This is a genomic window from Paramicrobacterium chengjingii (genome assembly GCF_011751765.2).
In the GTDB taxonomy this organism is placed as follows: Bacteria; Actinomycetota; Actinomycetes; order Actinomycetales; family Microbacteriaceae; genus Paramicrobacterium; species Paramicrobacterium chengjingii.
Genome location: NZ_CP061169.1, coordinates 1328937 through 1346097 on the forward strand (window position 1 = coordinate 1328937; position 17161 = coordinate 1346097).

General features: G+C 59.9%; 19 protein-coding genes and 1 tRNA gene. 12 read left to right on the plus strand and 8 right to left on the minus strand.

Translation table 11 applies throughout. The features are described from left to right. Positions 1 to 25: 25 nt before the first annotated feature. Positions 26 to 1288: a CDP-glycerol glycerophosphotransferase family protein gene (locus tag HCR76_RS06380; RefSeq protein WP_166989260.1), complete on the plus strand. Its 1263-nt coding sequence runs from the start codon at positions 26 to 28 to the stop codon at positions 1286 to 1288. 32 nt (positions 1289 to 1320) lie between these two features. Here HCR76_RS06380 and HCR76_RS06385 read toward each other — a convergent pair whose 3' ends face one another. From HCR76_RS06385 to HCR76_RS06400, 4 genes are all read right to left on the minus strand, one after another. Beyond that, positions 1321 to 2076, minus strand: a complete 756-nt coding sequence (locus HCR76_RS06385) for a hypothetical protein (RefSeq protein ID WP_166989262.1) — start codon at positions 2074 to 2076, stop codon at positions 1321 to 1323. 59 nt (positions 2077 to 2135) lie between these two features. Further along, positions 2136 to 2873, minus strand: a complete 738-nt coding sequence (locus tag HCR76_RS06390; RefSeq protein WP_166989264.1) for an ABC transporter ATP-binding protein — start codon at positions 2871 to 2873, stop codon at positions 2136 to 2138. Beyond that, entirely contained in the window at positions 2873 to 3676 is an 804-nt protein-coding gene (locus HCR76_RS06395; RefSeq protein WP_235933998.1) for an ABC transporter permease, read from the minus strand. The genes HCR76_RS06390 and HCR76_RS06395 overlap by 1 nt, the downstream gene beginning before the upstream one ends. A gap of 69 nt (positions 3677 to 3745) precedes the next feature. Then, on the minus strand, positions 3746 to 4441 hold the full coding sequence (locus tag HCR76_RS06400) for a phosphocholine cytidylyltransferase family protein (RefSeq protein WP_166989268.1): 696 nt from the start codon (positions 4439 to 4441) through the stop codon (positions 3746 to 3748). Between the two features lie 259 nt (positions 4442 to 4700). Here HCR76_RS06400 and HCR76_RS17660 point away from each other — a divergent pair, with 259 nt between their 5' ends. The 3 genes from HCR76_RS17660 to HCR76_RS06415 are packed head-to-tail and all read left to right on the plus strand — an operon-like array spanning position 4701 to position 8727. After that, on the plus strand, positions 4701 to 6863 hold the full coding sequence (locus HCR76_RS17660) for an ABC transporter ATP-binding protein (RefSeq protein ID WP_342357144.1): 2163 nt from the start codon (positions 4701 to 4703) through the stop codon (positions 6861 to 6863). Next, positions 6839 to 8413, plus strand: coding sequence for a hypothetical protein (locus HCR76_RS06410; protein WP_166989270.1), 1575 nt, complete (start codon positions 6839 to 6841; stop codon positions 8411 to 8413). The genes HCR76_RS17660 and HCR76_RS06410 overlap by 25 nt, the downstream gene beginning before the upstream one ends. Before the next feature lie 32 nt (positions 8414 to 8445). After that, complete coding sequence (locus HCR76_RS06415) at positions 8446 to 8727, plus strand: DUF3039 domain-containing protein (RefSeq protein ID WP_166989272.1); 282 nt, start codon at positions 8446 to 8448, stop codon at positions 8725 to 8727. Positions 8728 to 8748: 21 nt separating this feature from the next. Here HCR76_RS06415 and HCR76_RS06420 read toward each other — a convergent pair whose 3' ends face one another. Then, positions 8749 to 10062, minus strand: coding sequence for a nicotinate phosphoribosyltransferase (locus tag HCR76_RS06420; RefSeq protein WP_166989273.1), 1314 nt, complete (start codon positions 10060 to 10062; stop codon positions 8749 to 8751). A 37-nt stretch (positions 10063 to 10099) separates the two neighbouring features. Between HCR76_RS06420 and murI the strand changes: the two genes are divergently transcribed. The 4 genes from murI to HCR76_RS06440 all read left to right on the plus strand — a co-directional run bounded on the left by murI (position 10100) and on the right by HCR76_RS06440 (position 13271). After that, complete coding sequence (gene murI / locus HCR76_RS06425; protein WP_166989275.1) at positions 10100 to 10951, plus strand: glutamate racemase; 852 nt, start codon at positions 10100 to 10102, stop codon at positions 10949 to 10951. Further along, positions 10948 to 11679 carry a ribonuclease PH gene (gene rph, locus HCR76_RS06430; RefSeq protein ID WP_166989277.1) on the plus strand — a complete coding sequence of 244 codons (732 nt, stop codon included), beginning with the start codon at positions 10948 to 10950 and terminating at the stop codon, positions 11677 to 11679. The genes murI and rph overlap by 4 nt, the downstream gene beginning before the upstream one ends. Further along, positions 11676 to 12263, plus strand: coding sequence for an RdgB/HAM1 family non-canonical purine NTP pyrophosphatase (gene rdgB / locus HCR76_RS06435; RefSeq protein WP_166989279.1), 588 nt, complete (start codon positions 11676 to 11678; stop codon positions 12261 to 12263). The genes rph and rdgB overlap by 4 nt, the downstream gene beginning before the upstream one ends. A 99-nt stretch (positions 12264 to 12362) precedes the next feature. After that, positions 12363 to 13271 (plus strand): cation diffusion facilitator family transporter, encoded by a 909-nt coding sequence (locus HCR76_RS06440; RefSeq protein ID WP_166989281.1) that lies wholly within the window; start codon positions 12363 to 12365, stop codon positions 13269 to 13271. Between the two features lie 9 nt (positions 13272 to 13280). On the opposite strand, the gene HCR76_RS06445 is transcribed toward HCR76_RS06440, so the two are convergent. Both HCR76_RS06445 and HCR76_RS06450 read right to left on the minus strand, forming a co-directional pair. Further along, positions 13281 to 14012: a DedA family protein gene (locus HCR76_RS06445; protein ID WP_198248193.1), complete on the minus strand. Its 732-nt coding sequence runs from the start codon at positions 14010 to 14012 to the stop codon at positions 13281 to 13283. A 49-nt stretch (positions 14013 to 14061) separates the two neighbouring features. Further along, positions 14062 to 14143, minus strand: a tRNA-Leu gene (locus tag HCR76_RS06450). A gap of 134 nt (positions 14144 to 14277) precedes the next feature. Here HCR76_RS06450 and HCR76_RS06455 point away from each other — a divergent pair. The 4 genes from HCR76_RS06455 to HCR76_RS06470 all read left to right on the plus strand — a co-directional run bounded on the left by HCR76_RS06455 (position 14278) and on the right by HCR76_RS06470 (position 15942). Continuing rightward, positions 14278 to 14745 carry a Flp pilus assembly complex ATPase component TadA gene (locus tag HCR76_RS06455; protein WP_166989285.1) on the plus strand — a complete coding sequence of 156 codons (468 nt, stop codon included), beginning with the start codon at positions 14278 to 14280 and terminating at the stop codon, positions 14743 to 14745. A gap of 64 nt (positions 14746 to 14809) precedes the next feature. Next, positions 14810 to 15232: a hypothetical protein gene (locus HCR76_RS06460; protein WP_166989287.1), complete on the plus strand. Its 423-nt coding sequence runs from the start codon at positions 14810 to 14812 to the stop codon at positions 15230 to 15232. A 94-nt stretch (positions 15233 to 15326) separates the two neighbouring features. Continuing rightward, complete coding sequence (locus HCR76_RS06465; RefSeq protein WP_166989289.1) at positions 15327 to 15491, plus strand: hypothetical protein; 165 nt, start codon at positions 15327 to 15329, stop codon at positions 15489 to 15491. 31 nt (positions 15492 to 15522) lie between these two features. Further along, positions 15523 to 15942: a hypothetical protein gene (locus HCR76_RS06470; RefSeq protein WP_166989291.1), complete on the plus strand. Its 420-nt coding sequence runs from the start codon at positions 15523 to 15525 to the stop codon at positions 15940 to 15942. 399 nt (positions 15943 to 16341) lie between these two features. Here HCR76_RS06470 and HCR76_RS06475 read toward each other — a convergent pair whose 3' ends face one another. Further along, a complete protein-coding gene (locus tag HCR76_RS06475; protein ID WP_166989293.1) occupies positions 16342 to 17157 on the minus strand; it encodes a hypothetical protein in 816 nt (271 codons plus the stop codon). Between the last annotated feature and the right edge of the window lie 4 nt (positions 17158 to 17161).

Consider the following 17161-nt stretch of genomic DNA (forward strand, 5'->3'; position numbering starts at 1 on the left):
TCTGTGCTCGATACTGTGAGGCACGATGAATGTGATCGGAGACGCCCAAAAAGCCATGCAACTGGGCAAGAAGCTCGTCGACAACCGTCGAGCGCACATGGTGCTGCGTCAGAAAGTACGGTCGCAGCCGCCGCTGGAGCCTGAGCGTTTCAAGATTGCCGTCTACTTCGCCGACGAAGCTGTGAACATGTACCAGATTCGTCAGTGGTACAAGCCTCTCCTTGAGCTTGCGAAGACCTGGCCTGTTCTCATTCTGAGCCGCGGGTCGACAGCGGCGCTTCAACTATTCGACGAGTCGCCACTCCCCGTGACATACGTGCGCACTGTCGCCGACCTCGAGAAGACTGTGGCCAGGCAAGACATCCGCATTGTCTTCTACGTGAACCAGAACGCTAAGAATTTCCAGATGTTCCGCTACGGTCAGCGCTGGCATGTGTTCATCAATCACGGTGAGAGCGACAAGATGTACATGACCACCAACCAGTTCAAGGCGTACGACTACAGCCTGATCGCTGGTGAGGCAGCACGTGCTCGACTTGAACGTGTGCTGTGGGACTATGACTTTGACAAACGCGCGCTGCCGATCGGCAGACCGCAGGCCGATCACTTCTCTGGCGCTCTTCCCTACACACCTGATGAGCGAATTGTCGTTCTTTATGCGCCAACGTGGGAAGGCGATCGAGCCGCCGCGGCATATGGTTCCATCGCGAGCCACGGAGTCGGGTTGGTCCGTGCGCTCCTTGCCACGGGTCGGCATCGTGTCATCTACCGCCCGCACCCTCGGTCCGGCATTGTAAACAATCTCTATGGACAAGCGAATCGCGAGATCATTGGCATGCTCGCCGCGGCGAATAAAGCGGATCCAACCGCGCAGCACGTCTTCGATAACGGCTCTGAGATCGGCTGGCAGATCGCCGCAGCAGACGTTGCCATCAGCGATATCTCCGCCATGATCTACGATCGCCTCGCCACAGGCAAGCCGCTCATGGTGACGCGGCCGGTGAGTGAACGCGCCAAAATCGATGCGGGAGGCTATTTGTCTGCGTGTGAGTGGCTCGAGGTCGACGATGTCGCGGAGATCACCGAGCAGATCGATCGTCTGCTGCACGACCCTGAGACTGTGGAGCGCATTGCCACGTGGTCACAGTACTACTTTGGCGACACGACACCGGGCACGGCGACGAAGCGGTTTCACGATACCGTTCAGCACCTCATGGACCAATGGGCAGAGCACGCGCGCATCCACGAGATAGATTTGGCTGAACGCACCGTCGACTCCCCACACTGACGCGCGACGGCACCATTCCACGGCAACCGATGTCAGCGTGGTTCGAATTCTGCGGGGAGAATGAGCGGGGCGGGACCGAACGCGTTTCGTGCGCTTTGCACGACGTCGCGTCCAGCGACGTGATTGCCAACCCCGCCGATCATTGCGCCGATGCCGAACGGAACAATCTTCCCGATCATCGTCGTTCCCTTGGTAGTTACGAACTTCTTGAGAAATCGTCTTGTGAGTTCGTCCGCCACCGGGCCGACGGCAGCCTGTGGCATGCTCGAAGTGATCATCTCGCCCCAGAATTTCGAGCGCGGGCGAGCAGTCTTCAGCAGCTCGCCTGAGAACTGTCGCAGAATCTCCTTCCCCGAGCCTCCGAGCATCATGGTGACGACGAGTGCGCGTGCGCGGTCGGGATCAGCCACGGGTAGTCCATGGACCTCGGCGACTGATTGAGCGAAAAGCGCTGTCGATTCGAGAAAGCCGAGTGTTTCAGCACCCGCCAGGGCGAGCGCAGTTCCGGTTCCCACGACCGGAAAGGCAGCCGTCGTTCCCACTGCTGCACCGCCCGCTGTGACGGCAGCCAGATAACGTCGTTCGAGAACACGCAGCATTCGCTCGTTCGTCGCCTCGGGATTCCGTCGCCTGATGCCGCGAAGGTGGGAGACGACAACGGGCCGCTGCACGGCAAGAACCTTGTCGATTGCTTTGACCCAGGCGGGCAGCGGCTCGGAGCGCCGTGGCGTTGCGTAGATGTCGGGCGCAACGATCTCCGGCGTCGGGCTCGGTTTCTGCATCGGCATTGCGCCTCCTCACTGCGTCAGAGACAGTTTCCCGTGTTCATCTGGATGAGCCCTGCGAATTAACTGTTGTGGTCCTCGTTATAGCGGTCGAGCACATCGTCGATTGCCGCGTCGAGAACGAGCGCGCCCTTGTCCAGATACAGCCCGCGCGTGCAGAAGCGTCGCAGATCCTTCTCATTGTGCGAAACGAAGAAGAGCGTTCGCCCGCCAGCGAGCATCTCATCGATACGGCGGTAGCACTTCTCACGGAACGCCTTGTCACCGACGGCCAGAACTTCGTCAACCAGCATGATCGGTTCATCGAGTTGAGCAATGACAGCAAAGGCAACGCGCACCTTCATACCGCTCGACAGATGCTTGTACGGCGTATCGACAAAGTCACTGATTTCAGCGAAATCGATAATCTCATCGAAGCGCGCTTCGATATCGTGACGACTCATGCCGTGCAGCCCCGCCGTGAGGTAGACGTTGTCTCTGACGGTGAGGTCATTCACGAACCCGCCGGTGATCTCGATCAGCGGCGCTACTCCCTCCGAGACCGTCACCGTTCCCTCGTCGGGGAGAAGTACGCCCGTTACCAGTTTGAGAAGCGTTGATTTTCCCTGACCATTGCGGCCCACTACCCCGATCGCCTCGCCGCGCTGAACGTCGAAAGACACGTTGCGTAGTGCCCAGAACTCGCCTGGACGAGATCGACGATTCTTGCCAGCGAAGAGGTCCTTGAAGTTGCGGCGCCCGCGTCGATTGCGGCGAAAGCGCACACCGAGGTCAACGACGGAGATAACGGATGCTGTCATCACAGCTCCTTCAGAACGCTGCGTTCGGAGCGGCTGAACACGAGCACTCCAATCGCGAGGAGCACGACCGAAACGAGAACCGACATAGCCACGGCGAACACATTGAGCTGGTCAGCGAAAAATGCTGAACGATAGATCGACATGATTCCCGCGAGCGGGTTGAAAGCCGCGAATGGCTGAATGCTCTCTGGAAGGTCGGAGAATCCGTACACGATGGGCGACGCATAGAACAAGAAGCGGAGAATGAGCTTCGTCGCTCTTTCGAGATCACGAAAGAACACAACGGCGGGCGCAATGATCAGCCCGATTCCCATGATGAGAACGGCCTGAAGCAGAATTCCGAGGGGAAACAAGAGGGCAAACCAGGTGATGGGGGCGTTGTACACGAGAGCGAATGCCGCGAGAACGGGGAGGGACGCCACGAACTCGATTCCCTTTGAGAGCACGAGGCGATTCACCCAGATGCTGCGGGGAATCGATGTTGAGCGCACGAGCTTTGCGTCCTTGAGGAACGCCCGTGTGCAATCCGAGATCGTTCCGGTGAACCACATCCAGGGCAAAAGCCCTGCAAGCAAGAAGACGATATACGGCTGTTCGCCGATACGGTCGCCGCGGTCGAAGACGACGGTGAAGACAAACCAATAGATACCGGCCATGACCAGGGGATCGAGGATGGACCACACGTATCCGAGGGCGCTCGTCGAATAGCGCACGCGCAGATCCCGTTTCGTCAGCAGCCATAATGCGCTACGGTAACGGCTCGCTTTCGTGCGTGGAGCCCTCGGGTTTACTGCTGATGTCACAGGCTCCAACATAATGCCAAAATGATGCCGGCACGCGCATAGCGCGTGCCGGCATCATAAAGAAGCGGGTCAAACGTAGAGGTTTGCCTGCTCCAGATCTTCTGCAAAGTCGACCTCAACGGCGTAGAGATCTGAGATGTCCATCGGCTCGACAAGAACATTGTCATGCGAAATGGAGAGCTCGAGTCCACGCTCGAAGTAATCCTGATCATCGACTCGCTGCAGATGACGAATGAACTTCACCTTGTCGGCGCGCGAGATGTAGTTGATGCCAACGGCTTCGCCGAGCGCACCGGACTTGATGGTCTTCGAGAGCTCCTTGATGTAACCCTCGGCACTCGTCGTGTACTTGACCTCTTCGTCAGAGACCCGTGACGTGTTGACGGTCACGAACGACTGGTCGCGGGCGACGAGCGCGGCCGCGCGCTCAAGCACGGACGGGTCGAAGACGACGTCTCCGTTCATCCAGAGAACACCGCCTGCAGACGATGCCTTGAGCGCGCGCAGCAGGCTCTTCGACGTGTTCGTCTGGTCATACTGCTCGTTGTAGACGAAGTTTGCGTCGGGGAAGGCCTCGATGATGTGCTCAAGCTTGTACCCAACGACGATCGACACCTTCACGTTCTTTCCGAACGCCTGGTGGATGTTGTCGAACTGTTGCTGCATGATCGTGCGACCATCGTTGAGTTCGGTCAGCGGCTTGGGGAGAGAGCGCCCGAGACGGCTGCCCATCCCCGCAGCTAAAATTACGACCTGTGTGGTCATGGTGGCTCCTCACGTTGCGATTCGAGCCGAACATCAACGGGTATTCACCCGATTGATACGCGATGTTCTCTCGACGATAAATGCTGTGACACCCCTTTATGCCAGTTTTCACGTTAGCGGACGACTCTCCGTGAATAAGGCTCAGGGGGTGCTTGTTGCGGATTCGTAATCACACACTCGGTGTTCTCTCAGGCAGTAATTGAGGGAAATACTTCGCTCGGATGAGGCGGTTGTCAGAACCGCTTGGTAGATTTCATGAGTGACTTCTGCGCCTTCGCCATTGCCCGATGAGACGCCGCCCACCGATTCCGCAGAGAGCAAACCGGATCGAGTATCGGCGGCGATGGATGACGCGACGCAAAAAGACGGAGCCAGCAGCTCGGAAGCATCGCGTTCGCCGGCAGCTCAGAAGCCCGCTGCGTCTCGCCCGAAGACCGGGAAGGCAAGTAGTTCAGCAGCCAAGAAGCCAACAAGCAGCAGAGCCGGCGTTGCGGAAGCTCCGGTGAAGAGCGCGCCGAAATCGGCAACGGCCACGCAGAAGGCCAAAGCAGCAGCTGTGGGTACAGAGCCTGCGGGCGCGCAGGAGGCTGGGGGAGCCGAGAAGCCAGCAGAAGGGCCGGCAAAGAAGAAGGCGACGACCAGTTCGACGCGAACGGCGTCTGGTCAAAAGGCCTCGGCACAGAAGACATCCTCACCGAAGACATCGGCTCAGAAGACGACGGCGACGAAATCGTCCACGACGAAGTCGACGACGCAGAAAGCAACGCCGAAGAAGACAACGCAATCAAAGACAACGCAAGCAAAGAGTACGCAGGCAAAGCGTACGTCGGCGGTCGCCGCGCCAACCGGATCGACGCAGAAGACCACGGGTGCGTCGACGTCGACACAGAAGAGCAGGTCAACGTCAACGGCGAAGAAGACGTCGGCACAGACCGGCTCAGCGTCTTCCAGTGCGAAACCGGCCGGGGCAAAATCGACCGCGTCAACGACGAAGAAGACGAGTTCGACGACAGCTAGTGCGAAGAAGACGGCGCCGAGGCAAACAGCGCCAAAGCAGACAGCACCGACATCGACCGCGCCGACGTCGTCCGTCGTTGCAGCAGACGCGGCTGCCAAGGCTGCCAAGGCTGCAGCGCAGGTCACGGCAAGCGATCCCAAGCAGCAAACCCCCGCGACTCAGGAGAAGACCAGCGGCTCGGCTTCGACACGGCCCGCGCCGATTCAGCCTCCCGTTGATGCAGCTCACAATGAAGCGGCGACGAAGAAGAGCGCGAAAGCCCCGGTTATCTCGGTCTCGACCGCGGTTTCTTCCGCAGCGACATCAGTGGCCCAGACGTTGGCTGCGGACCAAGTGGAGGCGCCGCGAGAAATCAGCGATCCCGCCGACAGCTCAACACCACGAGTGGCATCGGATGATGCGACATCTCAAGATAATGCTGCGAAGAGCCCCGCGACGGAGACGGGCACACGTGATGCCGTCGACGCAGTGAAAGCGTGGGCGGTGGGGTCGTGGACACGTGCGCGCGAACGCATAGCGACCGAACGGAAGAAGGCTGCTGAACGCTCGGCAGAGCGCGCGGCAGCTCGAGCAGCTCGAACTCAAGCGGCACAACAAGCCGCCTCAGAGCTGCTCGCGGCAAACACCGAAATTCAGGAGAAGTCTCGCGGGGCCGTGGCGCTCTCAGGGCTGCGCAAAGAATTCGGGGACACTGTCGCCGTGACATCGATCGATCTCGATATTCCTGCGGGAGCCTTCTACGGGATCGTCGGCCCGAACGGTGCAGGAAAGACGACGACGCTGTCAATGATCACCGGTCTGCTACGACCTGACGCGGGTTCTGTCACGGTGAGCGGGATCGACGTGTGGAAGGATTCCGCTGCGGCAAAGCGATCAATGGGAACCCTGCCCGATCGAATGCGACTGTTCGACCGGCTCACGGGCGCACAGCTGCTCTATTACTCTGGGGTGTTGCGCGGTCTCGACAACGTCACAGTGCGTGCTCGCGTGAAGAGCCTGACGAGGGCATTCGGACTTGAGGATGCCGTCGGGCGCTTGGTCTCTGACTATTCAGCGGGAATGTCGAAGAAGATCGCACTCGCGTGTGCGCTCATTCACTCTCCGCGTGTTTTGGTGCTCGATGAACCGTTCGAATCCGTTGACCCGGTGTCGGCCGCGAGTATCACCGAGATTCTGCAGAAGTACGTCGAGAACGGCGGCACTGTAATTCTTTCAAGTCATGGCATGGAGTTCATCGAGCGTGTCTGTGACAATGTCGCGATCATTGTCGGGGGAGAGCTTCTCGCAAGCGGCACCATTGACGATGTGCGCAACGGCAGCACGCTGGAAGAGCGTTTCATCTCGCTCGTTGGCGGACGCAAGGCGACGGAGGACCTTGAATGGTTGCACAGCTTCTCCGACTGAGGCTGCAGCTCGCGTTCGGTACCGTTCGAGGGCGCCCTGCACGAATCATCGGTGCGGTTCTGCTCATCATCGTTGTGGGGGTCGGAACGTGGCTCCTTGCCCAGGGTCTCGTTGGACTCGCAAGTGCAGGGGCAGCAAACGTCCGTGACCTTCTCATTGTCACAGGGTCATTCGTCGTACTCGGGTTCCTTCTCATTCCGGCCATGCTCGGAGTGACCGATCCACTGGATCCGCGGACGTTCGCGCCATTCGGCATCCGAAGTTCTGCTCTGGCCCCTGGCACCTTGCTCGCCAGTCTTCTGAGCATTCCCAGCCTTGTGGTGATTGTGCTCAGCTTCGCGACAATCGGCACCTGGTCCCGAGGAGCCTTCGCGACGGTGATCGCCGTTATCTGTGCTGTGTTCGCCATCGCCACCTGTGCCTTGGTGGGACGCATTGCGGAGTACATCGCCAGCGGAGCGCTTGTCACCCGAAAGTCCCGTGAGCTCCGCGTAGTGTTTCTTGTGCTCATTCTCGTTCTCATTGCGCCCGCGATCATCTTCGCCCTGGGCATCGACTGGAGCGCCAATTCCGGCATGAGCGATTTCGGGCGCGCTGCCGAGGCAGTGAGCTGGACGCCGTTCGGAGCCGTCTGGGCAGCACCAGGAGAGGCAGCTCTCGGCGATGTCGCCGGCGCCGTCGGCAAGCTCGCCATCGCGGCGGGAACGACGGCAGTTCTCTATTTCGTCTGGTGGGCACTCGTCGCACGGGCACTGCGAACCGCGCCACGCGAGATTCCCGAGGGAGGCTTTGGGAGTCTCGGCTGGTTCGACATCATGCCTGCTCGGGCATCGAGCTCGATCGCGGCGCGCAGCCTCAGCTACTGGGGAAGGGACGCGCGGTATATCGTGTCGATCCTCATCATTCCCGTGCTTCCATTTCTGCTGATCCCGCCGCTTCTGATCGCCGGAGTGCCAGCTCAGCCCCTCGCACTCGTGCCGTTGCCGTTCATGTGCCTCTTTCTCGGATGGTCGCTACACAACGACCTCGCGTTCGACGCAAGCGCCGTATGGCTGCACGTCGCCTCCGGGGTCAAGGGGTACGCAGATCGACTGGGGCGCACGGCACCGACTCTGCTGATCGGCGTGCCGATCGTCGTGATCGGCTCCATGATCTCAATGGCATTCTTTGGCGACTGGTCGATGCTCCCGAGCATGTTCGGGGTCTCGGCGTGCCTTCTGCTCGCATCCCTCGGGGTCGCAAGTTACCTCTCGACCCGGTTCCCATACCCGGCAGCAGCGCCGGGCGACAGTCCATTTCAGCAGCCGCAGTACAGCGGAGCACGCGGAGGGTTCAGCCAGACATTCGGTCTGCTGATCCCCGTGGTTCTGTCGGTTCCGACGCTGTACTTCGCGTGGAGAGGCCTCCTCGGCGATGCGGATGCGACAGTGTGGGCACTGCTGACGGGCGTGGGCACCGGCATCCTCGTGTTTATCGCGGGGATCTGGCTTGGCGGTCGCGCCTTCGATCGACGAGGCCCCGAGATCATCGAATTCGCTACTTCTCACTGATCACGCAGTGCGCACGGATTACACTGGAGAGCATGAACGTTCAGGTGCGTACTGAAGATCCACTCTCCACGGGAGGGTCAACGTCTGTTCTCGATCGTGAGCTCGAGGAACTGCTTGAGAAAGAGACGATCGATCCGGGCGACCACGAACGCTTCTCGCACTACGTCAAGAAAGACAAGATTCTCGAGTCGGCGATCAGCGGCAAGCCGGTGCGTGCACTTTGCGGCAAGAAGTGGACGCCGGGGCGCGATCCCGAGAAGTTTCCAGTCTGCCCCGAGTGCAAGAAGGTCTACGAGCGGATGCGCAAAGAATAGCGAGTGCTGACGGGCATTGCTCTACGCGAATGTCGTCGGCAGCGCCGGATCGCCCCGGCCGAGCCGGTATGCATCGGCTGGCAGCTCTGCCCTCACCATTGCGTGGTGCTCTCGGGCACGGCTCGTGCCTGAAGCGCCGAGGTGACGTTCGTCGATCTCGCCTGCAGTGATCAGCCGCTCGAGCAGTGGGCGCTCCGACGCGGGAATTGAGTTCGCCTCTTCGGGCCCCAACCCGACGTAGACCTTCTCCTGACGGGCGAGACCGTTCTCATCGCGCACTCGCGTGGCGTACTTGCGCCCGCCTACCGAACGTTTTCCGGCAGAAGCCTTGGCGACAGACACCCAGTCTCCGTTGCCGTCCTGCCGGGCTACAAGCTTATAGACAAGTCCGGCAGCCGGTGACCCAGAGCCTGTTACCAGAGACGTTCCCACGCCATACGAGTCGACGGGCGCTGTGCGCAGCGTTGCGATGGCATACTCGTCGAGGTCGCTTGTGACAGTGATTTTTGTGTTGTGGGCGCCCAGCAGATCGAGCTGATTGCGCACATCGACGACAAGTGTCGGCAGGTCTCCCGAGTCGAGGCGGATCGCGCCCAGTTCGGTTCCCGCCACGCGAATCGCCGTCTCGACGCCCGCGGCAATGTCATAGGTGTCGACGAGAAGCGTCGTGCCCGGCCCTGCAGTGGCAACCTGCGCACGGAATGCCTCCTCCTCGTTCTCGTGAAGCAGAGTGAACGAGTGCGCCGCCGTTCCCATTGTGGGAATCCCCCATGTGCGACCAGCTTCGAGATTGCTTGTCGCGCTGAATCCCGCGATGTACGCCGCGCGGGAGGCTGCGATAGCGGCATCCTCGTTTGCACGCCGTGAGCCCATCTCGGCGAGTGGCCTTCCCGCGGCGGCCGTCACCATTCGGGTGGCCGCTGTTGCAACCGCGGAGTCGTAGTTCAGGATGCTGAGAATCAGCGTTTCGAGAAGCACGCCTTCGCCAAACGATGATTCGACGACGAGAAGCGGAGATTCCGGAAAATACGCCTCCCCATCGGCGTATCCCCAGACGTCACCGCTGAAGCGATAGTTCGCGAGCCAGTCGATGGCACTCGCATTCACAACGTCGTTCTCGGCGAGCCACGTGAGCTCAGCATCGGCAAAGCGAAAATCACGGATGCGCTCAAGCAGGCGCCCGATACCGGCAACCACGCCGTAACGCCTCGCCCCGGGCAGCCGTCGCCCGAACGCCTCGAACATGCACGGCGTATCTGCCGTGCCATGAGTGATTGCTGCCTCGAGCATGGTGAGCTCGTAGCGGTCGGTACGAAATGCCGTCGACGTGTTCACGCCGCAAGCCTACCCGTGTGGCCGCTAGGCTTGGTTCGTGACTGATGCACCGATTGGGATATTCGACTCGGGTGTCGGCGGGCTTACCGTCGCTCGTGCCATCCAAGACCAGCTTCCCAATGAGTCAGTGCTGTACATCGGTGATACCGCGCACTCGCCATACGGTCCGAAACCCATCGCCGACGTACGACGGTACGCACTTGAAGTGCTCGACGACGTAATCGCCCAGGGTGTGAAGATGATTGTTATCGCGTGCAACACGGCATCATCGGCGATGCTGCGGGATGCCCGTGAGCGGTACTCCGTTCCGGTGATCGAAGTGATTCAGCCGGCCGTGCGCACTGCAGTGACGACGACACGCAATCGCAAGGTCGGAGTAATCGGCACGGAGGGCACGATCAATTCTCGCGCGTACCACGACGCATTTGCCGCAGCCCCCGATCTGGAGATCGTTGCGAGGGCCTGCCCTCGCTTCGTGGAGTTCGTCGAGGCCGGTGTCACAACGGGCGCGGAAGTTCTCGAGGTGGCGGAGACGTATTTGAGTCCGCTGCGGGATGCCGGAATCGACACGTTGGTCCTTGGATGCACGCACTATCCGTTTCTCAAAGGCGTGATCTCGTATGTGATGGGGCCAGACGTCACGCTGGTGTCGAGTGACACCGAGACGGCAAACGACGTGTATCGCACACTCATCGATCGCGGCATCGCGCGCACAGCTTTCGCCCCACCCACACACAACTATGAGGCGACCGGGCAGAGCGCTGATGAGTTTCTTGAGCTCGCGCACCGGTTGATCGGGCACGAGATCTCGTCCGTCAACCTGGTTCAGACCGGAGCCATCGACCTCGCTTCGCTACACGCAGCACTCAGAGAAGGAGAAAATTCGTGACGACACGAAAAGACGGACGCACGGCAGACCAACTCAGGCCGATTACGATCGAACGCGGATGGAGCGAACAAGCAGAGGGTTCAGCGCTCATCTCCTTCGGCAAGACCAAGGTGCTCTGCACGGCGTCATTCACGCCGGGTGTGCCGCGCTGGCTGACGGGCAAGGGCAAAGGCTGGGTGACGGCGGAGTACGCGATGCTGCCTCGCGCAACAAACGAGCGCTCAGGGCGCGAATCGGTCAAGGGCAAGATCGGTGGCCGCACACACGAGATCTCCCGGCTGATCGGCCGCAGCCTGCGTGCCGTCGTCGATATGAAGGCCCTCGGCGAGAACACGATCGTGATTGACTGCGACGTGCTTCAAGCCGATGGAGGAACACGCACCGCCGCAATTACCGGCGCCTACGTTGCCCTCGTCGACGCGATGGAATGGGCACGTGGAAAGGGGCACATCGGCAAGAGGTCGGTGCCGCTCATCGACAGCGTCGCGGCCGTCTCCGTTGGCATCATCGACGGCGAGCCCATGCTCGATCTGGCGTACGTCGAAGATGTTCGCGCCGAGACCGACATGAACGTCGTCGTCACTGGTCGAGGCTTGTTCGTCGAAGTTCAGGGCACGGCCGAAGGTGCACCGTTCGACCGTTCCGAGCTCGACGCGCTGCTCGACCTGGCGACGGGTGGAGGGCAGAACCTGACGGTACTCCAGCGCGAGGCCCTTGACGTCGAATGACGATGCATGTGGTGCTTGCGAGCCACAACGCGCACAAGATTGCCGAATTCCAGAAGATCCTCGGTCGCGACGTTCCCGACATCGTAATTGAGGCATACGACGGGCCGGAGCCGGTTGAAGATGGTGCGAGCTTTGATGAGAACGCGCTGATCAAGGCTCGGGCAGCCGCCGCGCACACCAGTCGGGTGGCGCTCGCCGACGACAGCGGAATCAGCGTTGACATCATGGGCGGTGCGCCAGGGATCTTCTCGGCCCGATGGTCTGGCACGCGTGAGGATTCCGAGAACAGACGGCTGCTCCTTGCCCAGCTCGCCGACATTCCCCGTCAGAACCGCGTGGCCCAGTTTCGTTGCTCCATCGCGATCGTCGACCCCTCGACCGGGTTGGAACAGGTCGCGAGAGGCGAGTGGGCAGGCCGTGTGGCGCTGCAGGAGACCGGCGAGAACGGCTTTGGATACGATCCGATCTTCGTGCCAGACGGATACTCGGTGAGCTCGGCAGAACTGCTGCCGGAGGTGAAGAACGAGATCTCGCACAGGGCACGCGCCTTTCGCGCTGCGGCACCGATCCTTCAGGGGCTCTGAGCCGCCTCGTACCGGGCGAGAACGGTAATGAGAACGGCCATCATTCCTATCTGCGCGACTCGCTTGAGAACGGCGATCGTACCTGCCTAACGTGGAGCCATGGCCCACGATCACTCCCACGGAACGGCGAACAGAAAACGACTCGTCGTCGTCATCTGTCTTGTCTCGGTGACGTTGATCGCCGAGGTAGTCGGCGGAATCGCCACGGGGTCCTTGGCTCTGCTCGCGGACGCGGGTCACATGTTCTCCGACCTCACTGGGCTCGTCATCGCGCTCATTGCGATCGGAATCGCTGCCCGGCCGGCATCCGATCGACACACATGGGGATTTCAGCGCACGGAGGTGCTGGCTGCACTCATTAACGGTCTGATCCTGACAAGCGTCGCTGTCACTGTCGCGATCGAGGGTGTGCAGCGACTCATGGACCCGGGGCCCGTTCACGTCAACGGGCTCCCCGTTCTCCTCGTTGCCCTCATCGGCCTCGTTGTCAACGCCATATCGCTCGTGCTTCTCAGGGCGAGTGCCCAGACCTCCATCAACATGAAGGGCGCTTACCTCGAGGTCTTCGGAGACCTCCTGGGATCGGTGCTAGTCGCGCTGTCAGCGATCGTGATCATGACAACGGGTTTCGCACAGGCCGACGCTATTGCGTCACTGCTCATCGCTGCCGGCATCCTTCCTCGTGCTGCCGTACTGCTGCGAGATGTCTGGCGTGTGCTCAACGAGTCGACACCGGCAGGTACAGACGTCGAAGTCATTCGCGAACACGTTCGAAAGACACCGGGGGTTGTGGGGGTGCATGACGTGCACGTCTGGTCAATCACGTCAGGTCAATCGGTGTTCACAGCGCACGTCATCGTCGAGCAAGACGTCTTTGTGCAGGGGGAAGTCGGCGCTCTCCTCGATCAGCTCGGATCGTGTCTTGCCGAGCATTTCGATGTTGCGCATTCCACATTCCAGCTTGAACCTGTCAAACACGCTGACAGTGAGAACGTCGCCCATTCATAAGGCGAGGGTTCACCGACGTCGGCTGTTCACAATCGCGGAATCAAGGCGAAGCTCGGCAGCTTCTTCAGAGTCCGTCTGTACCGGCCCACCGGCTTCGGCTGCACGTCGGGCTCGGCGACGTGCAGAGAGGTAGTGCCATATGGTCGGCACGACGGTGACGACCACGGCGCCCACGAGAATCAAATCGATGTAGTCGCGCACAAAATCTGCGATGGGCGGAACATAACTCAGGAAGTACCCGATGAAGACGAGCCCGACGCCCCAGAGCATTGCACCGACGAAGTTATAGAGACTGTACCGACGGTAGTTCATGTGCGCGACGCCAGCAGCAACCGGCGTGAATGTACGAATGACGGGAACAAAACGGGCGACGACGACAGCGAGCGGGCCGAAGCGTTCAAAGAATGAGTTCGTTCGATGCACATTCTCCACGCTGAAGAGACCTGACTCCTTGCGTTCGAACACCTTGGGACCTCCGCGGTGCCCGATCAGATAGCCGACCTCGCCTCCCGCGAATGCCGCGACACCGATGAACAAAGCTATCCACCACACGTCGAAACCGAGCCCCGGGCTGAATGCGAGTAGCCCAGCCATGACCAGGAGGGTATCTCCGGGAAGCAGAAATCCGACAAGCAACCCGGTCTCAGCAAAGACGATAAGACACACCACGAGAACAGCCCACGGGCCCGCACCCGTAATGATGACTTCGGGGTCGAGCCAGGGGATGAGACTGGCATGCATCATGAGGTGTGCTCCCAACAAGCGTGAAAAAAACAGGGCGGTGCCTGTGTGCGGAAGGTGGGACTTGAACCCACACGCTCGAAAGCACAGGAACCTAAATCCTGCGTGTCTGCCAATTTCACCACTCCCGCGTGCGTACTAGTTTATTGATTTTCTCTTGTGCGCAGACTGTGAGATCGCTTGGCATTGTGGGGCGATTGGGTGACACCTGAGCGGCTTGTGGATAACTTTCACGCACCCACGCAAATTTCGGGATGATGACGGGATGACGACCGCAGTGGACATCATCGCGGAAGCCGTGCGTGAGCGGGTGAGGCGCGATGGAACTGATCTCTCCCGTCACGTGGAGCTCACGGAACGTTACGTCACGGAAGAGCTGCAACGGTATTCCGAGAAAGCCCTCGCTGGCACGGGGCAGCTCATTGCCGACGAGCACGCTGCTGCTCGGCAGATCATTGCGTCGTTGACGGGGCTCGGTCCGCTGCAAGGGTTCCTCGACGACCCCGATGTCGAAGAAATTTGGATCAACAGTCCGTCGCGCGTCTTCATCGCCCGAGGTGGTGATCCTGAGCTCACCGATGTGGTTCTCACCGAAACGCTCGTGCGAGATCTTGTCGAGAGGATGCTGCAGGCAACGGGGAGACGCGTTGACGTGAGTTCCCCGTTCGTCGACGCATCACTCGTCGATGGCTCGCGCCTTCACGTTGTGATGCGCAAACATATGCAAGTCTAGATTCGCGTTGATTCCCGCGAACTGGGGGAGTGTGGTCGCGCGAGGAATCCGTTAATGTCAGGGCATGAGTACCGGACTGGCGAACTACCAAGCACCCAAGTTACCCAAGCGTCCTGGGCGCGACGGCGAGCACTGGTGGCAAGGGCTCGGTAAAGGCGTGTGGGCAGCTGGCATCCTCGGGATCGTCGTTATCGGCGGCGGTGTCGCACTGTCCGTAGCAACCGCGAACAACAACGCCGACAAGGACCGGTACGGGAACACAGCCGAGGCAATCAACTACTGCGAAGACAAAGTACGCGGCGAGCTCAAAGCTCCCTCAACTGCAGAGTTTGACTCGAGTGCAACGGGATCTGGAACATACACGGTCACAGGGACTGTCGATTCTCAGAACTCGTTCGGTGCGATGATGAGATCAGATTTCCAGTGCACTGTGATCATCGATGGCGAGACACAGCGCACGTCGCTTGACTCGTTCGAGCAGAGGTAGAAACCTCAAGTCAGGTGAATATAAGGTTCTGACTAACTGACAGCGAACATTCTGCCATCGACTGTTTGGTAGCGGCGGCGTAAACTCTCGCCTCATGGACGACGACGTCGACGAGCACGGCCTACCACCAGCCCCAGAATGCCCTGAATGCGGGAACCCGATGGAGCCAGAGAGTTTCAAAGGTGACGAGCGGCTTCAGATCGCCTACGTGTGCCCGGTGCATGGGGTTGGGTGGACGTTTGACCCGTTCGTGAGCTGATCTGCAGGCTCCGCCGAGGTAGTCTCTGTCTATGACTGAACCGTCGGACTATTTCACAGATGAAACCGGGGTGAACTGGCGTTGGGACGGTCACAAATGGATAGAACATTCAGGTGAAGTACCGCTGACGAACCTGGAGCCTACCGGGGAATGGCGAGAGCACGGCGCGGACCTTTGGCGCTGGTGGTCTGGAAAGGGCTGGTCTGATCTGTACGTTGCTAAGGACGGCCGCATCGACTTAGGCCGCAAGATCGGCCAAGACATAATTGCTGTTTACGCTCTCGGTGGCGTCGACGACAACGCTATAAGCCTCCTCCGCCAGAAGCTGAGCACGTACCCGCCCGTGCGCATCGTTACGATGACGCCTTACACGAGCTCAGTCGCTCCCGGCACTAACCTCGTCGCTGTGGTCGAATGGGACGGTCCGGTTACTGCTGGCGCAACTGAGTAGATGGCCGCAAATTGAGGCGGGAGGCCCCACCCTCAACCACACGTTCCGTTGAGACTAAAAAAGAGCCCCCGCACAATACGGAGGCTCTTACTAACTTCTCTAGGGTCGAACGTCTACGACGATACGATCAGCGACTTCTCGAATTCGCGCGGACTGGTTTAGATAGCGGGCAAGCCGCGGAGTCGCACAACTAACTACGAGTCGAGCGGCCCCACGCACCTCGAGGACCTGCTTACACAGCTCGTCGGCAAACGACTGACTTGCGGCTTCCATGCTCGAAGCGTCCACACTCACAATTGCTCCGGCGAGCGACGCGGGAAGCTGCGAAGCAAGGGTTTCGGCACGCTGTCTCGTTCCAGCTAGACGAGGAATATTGATCGTGGTCATGTTCCCTCCCGCTTATGCCCCAGGGACGCAATCCAATTCAACTTGGATCAGTGTCCCATTGAACGGTGCATCTTGAGACCTTTTCTGGATATTACCATGCGAAAACTGCGAATAGGCTTTGCCGGACGCAACGTCTACTTTTCCACGTAGCCCGGTCGCCGTCTCAATGACGTCTGGTAGACCTTGGCCGCGTCCGGTTTCTCCGGTCCCCGACACGTTTGCGGTCACAGCAAGCTGAAGTGCGTTCTCATCATCGTTCACGGGCATCGACTCTTCCAAGCTACCTCGCAGGCCCTGACCGGAGTCGGCGATGGCGAACAGTACTTTATTGCCGCCATAGGTAGTCTGCGCCGCGACAAAGCAATTTTCGACGGCGGCATGGAACTCGACGTTTCCGACAACCTCACAAATCGCAGCGTGGAAAGCTTCACAGACACCACCGTCGACATTTGCTTTCCGGAGTTTGTCATAGACCAGCTCGGCGACACCTTCGCCGGCATGCTGGCCAGAGACCCGCGAAACTTCTAACAGTTCCGAGCTCAGATCCCGGGCGCGCACTTCACCGATATCATGCGAAACGTCCAGGCCGTCCAAAGCTGTACCGAGGTTCATCCGTGAAATGTAATTCGCGACGTTCTTGTCTTTGGCAGTTTTTACATTGACTGGTCGCGCGGCGCGGCGTGCCCGTTCTGCTATGGCCGCGATGCCCACCAGCCCAGCCGGTTCGATGAACGACGCATCACTTAGATCGATCACCAATTTTCCCGTAGAGCTCGGATCAAGCGATGCGAGGAGCGACTGAGGGTTGACACTGTTGCGAATTTGCATATTA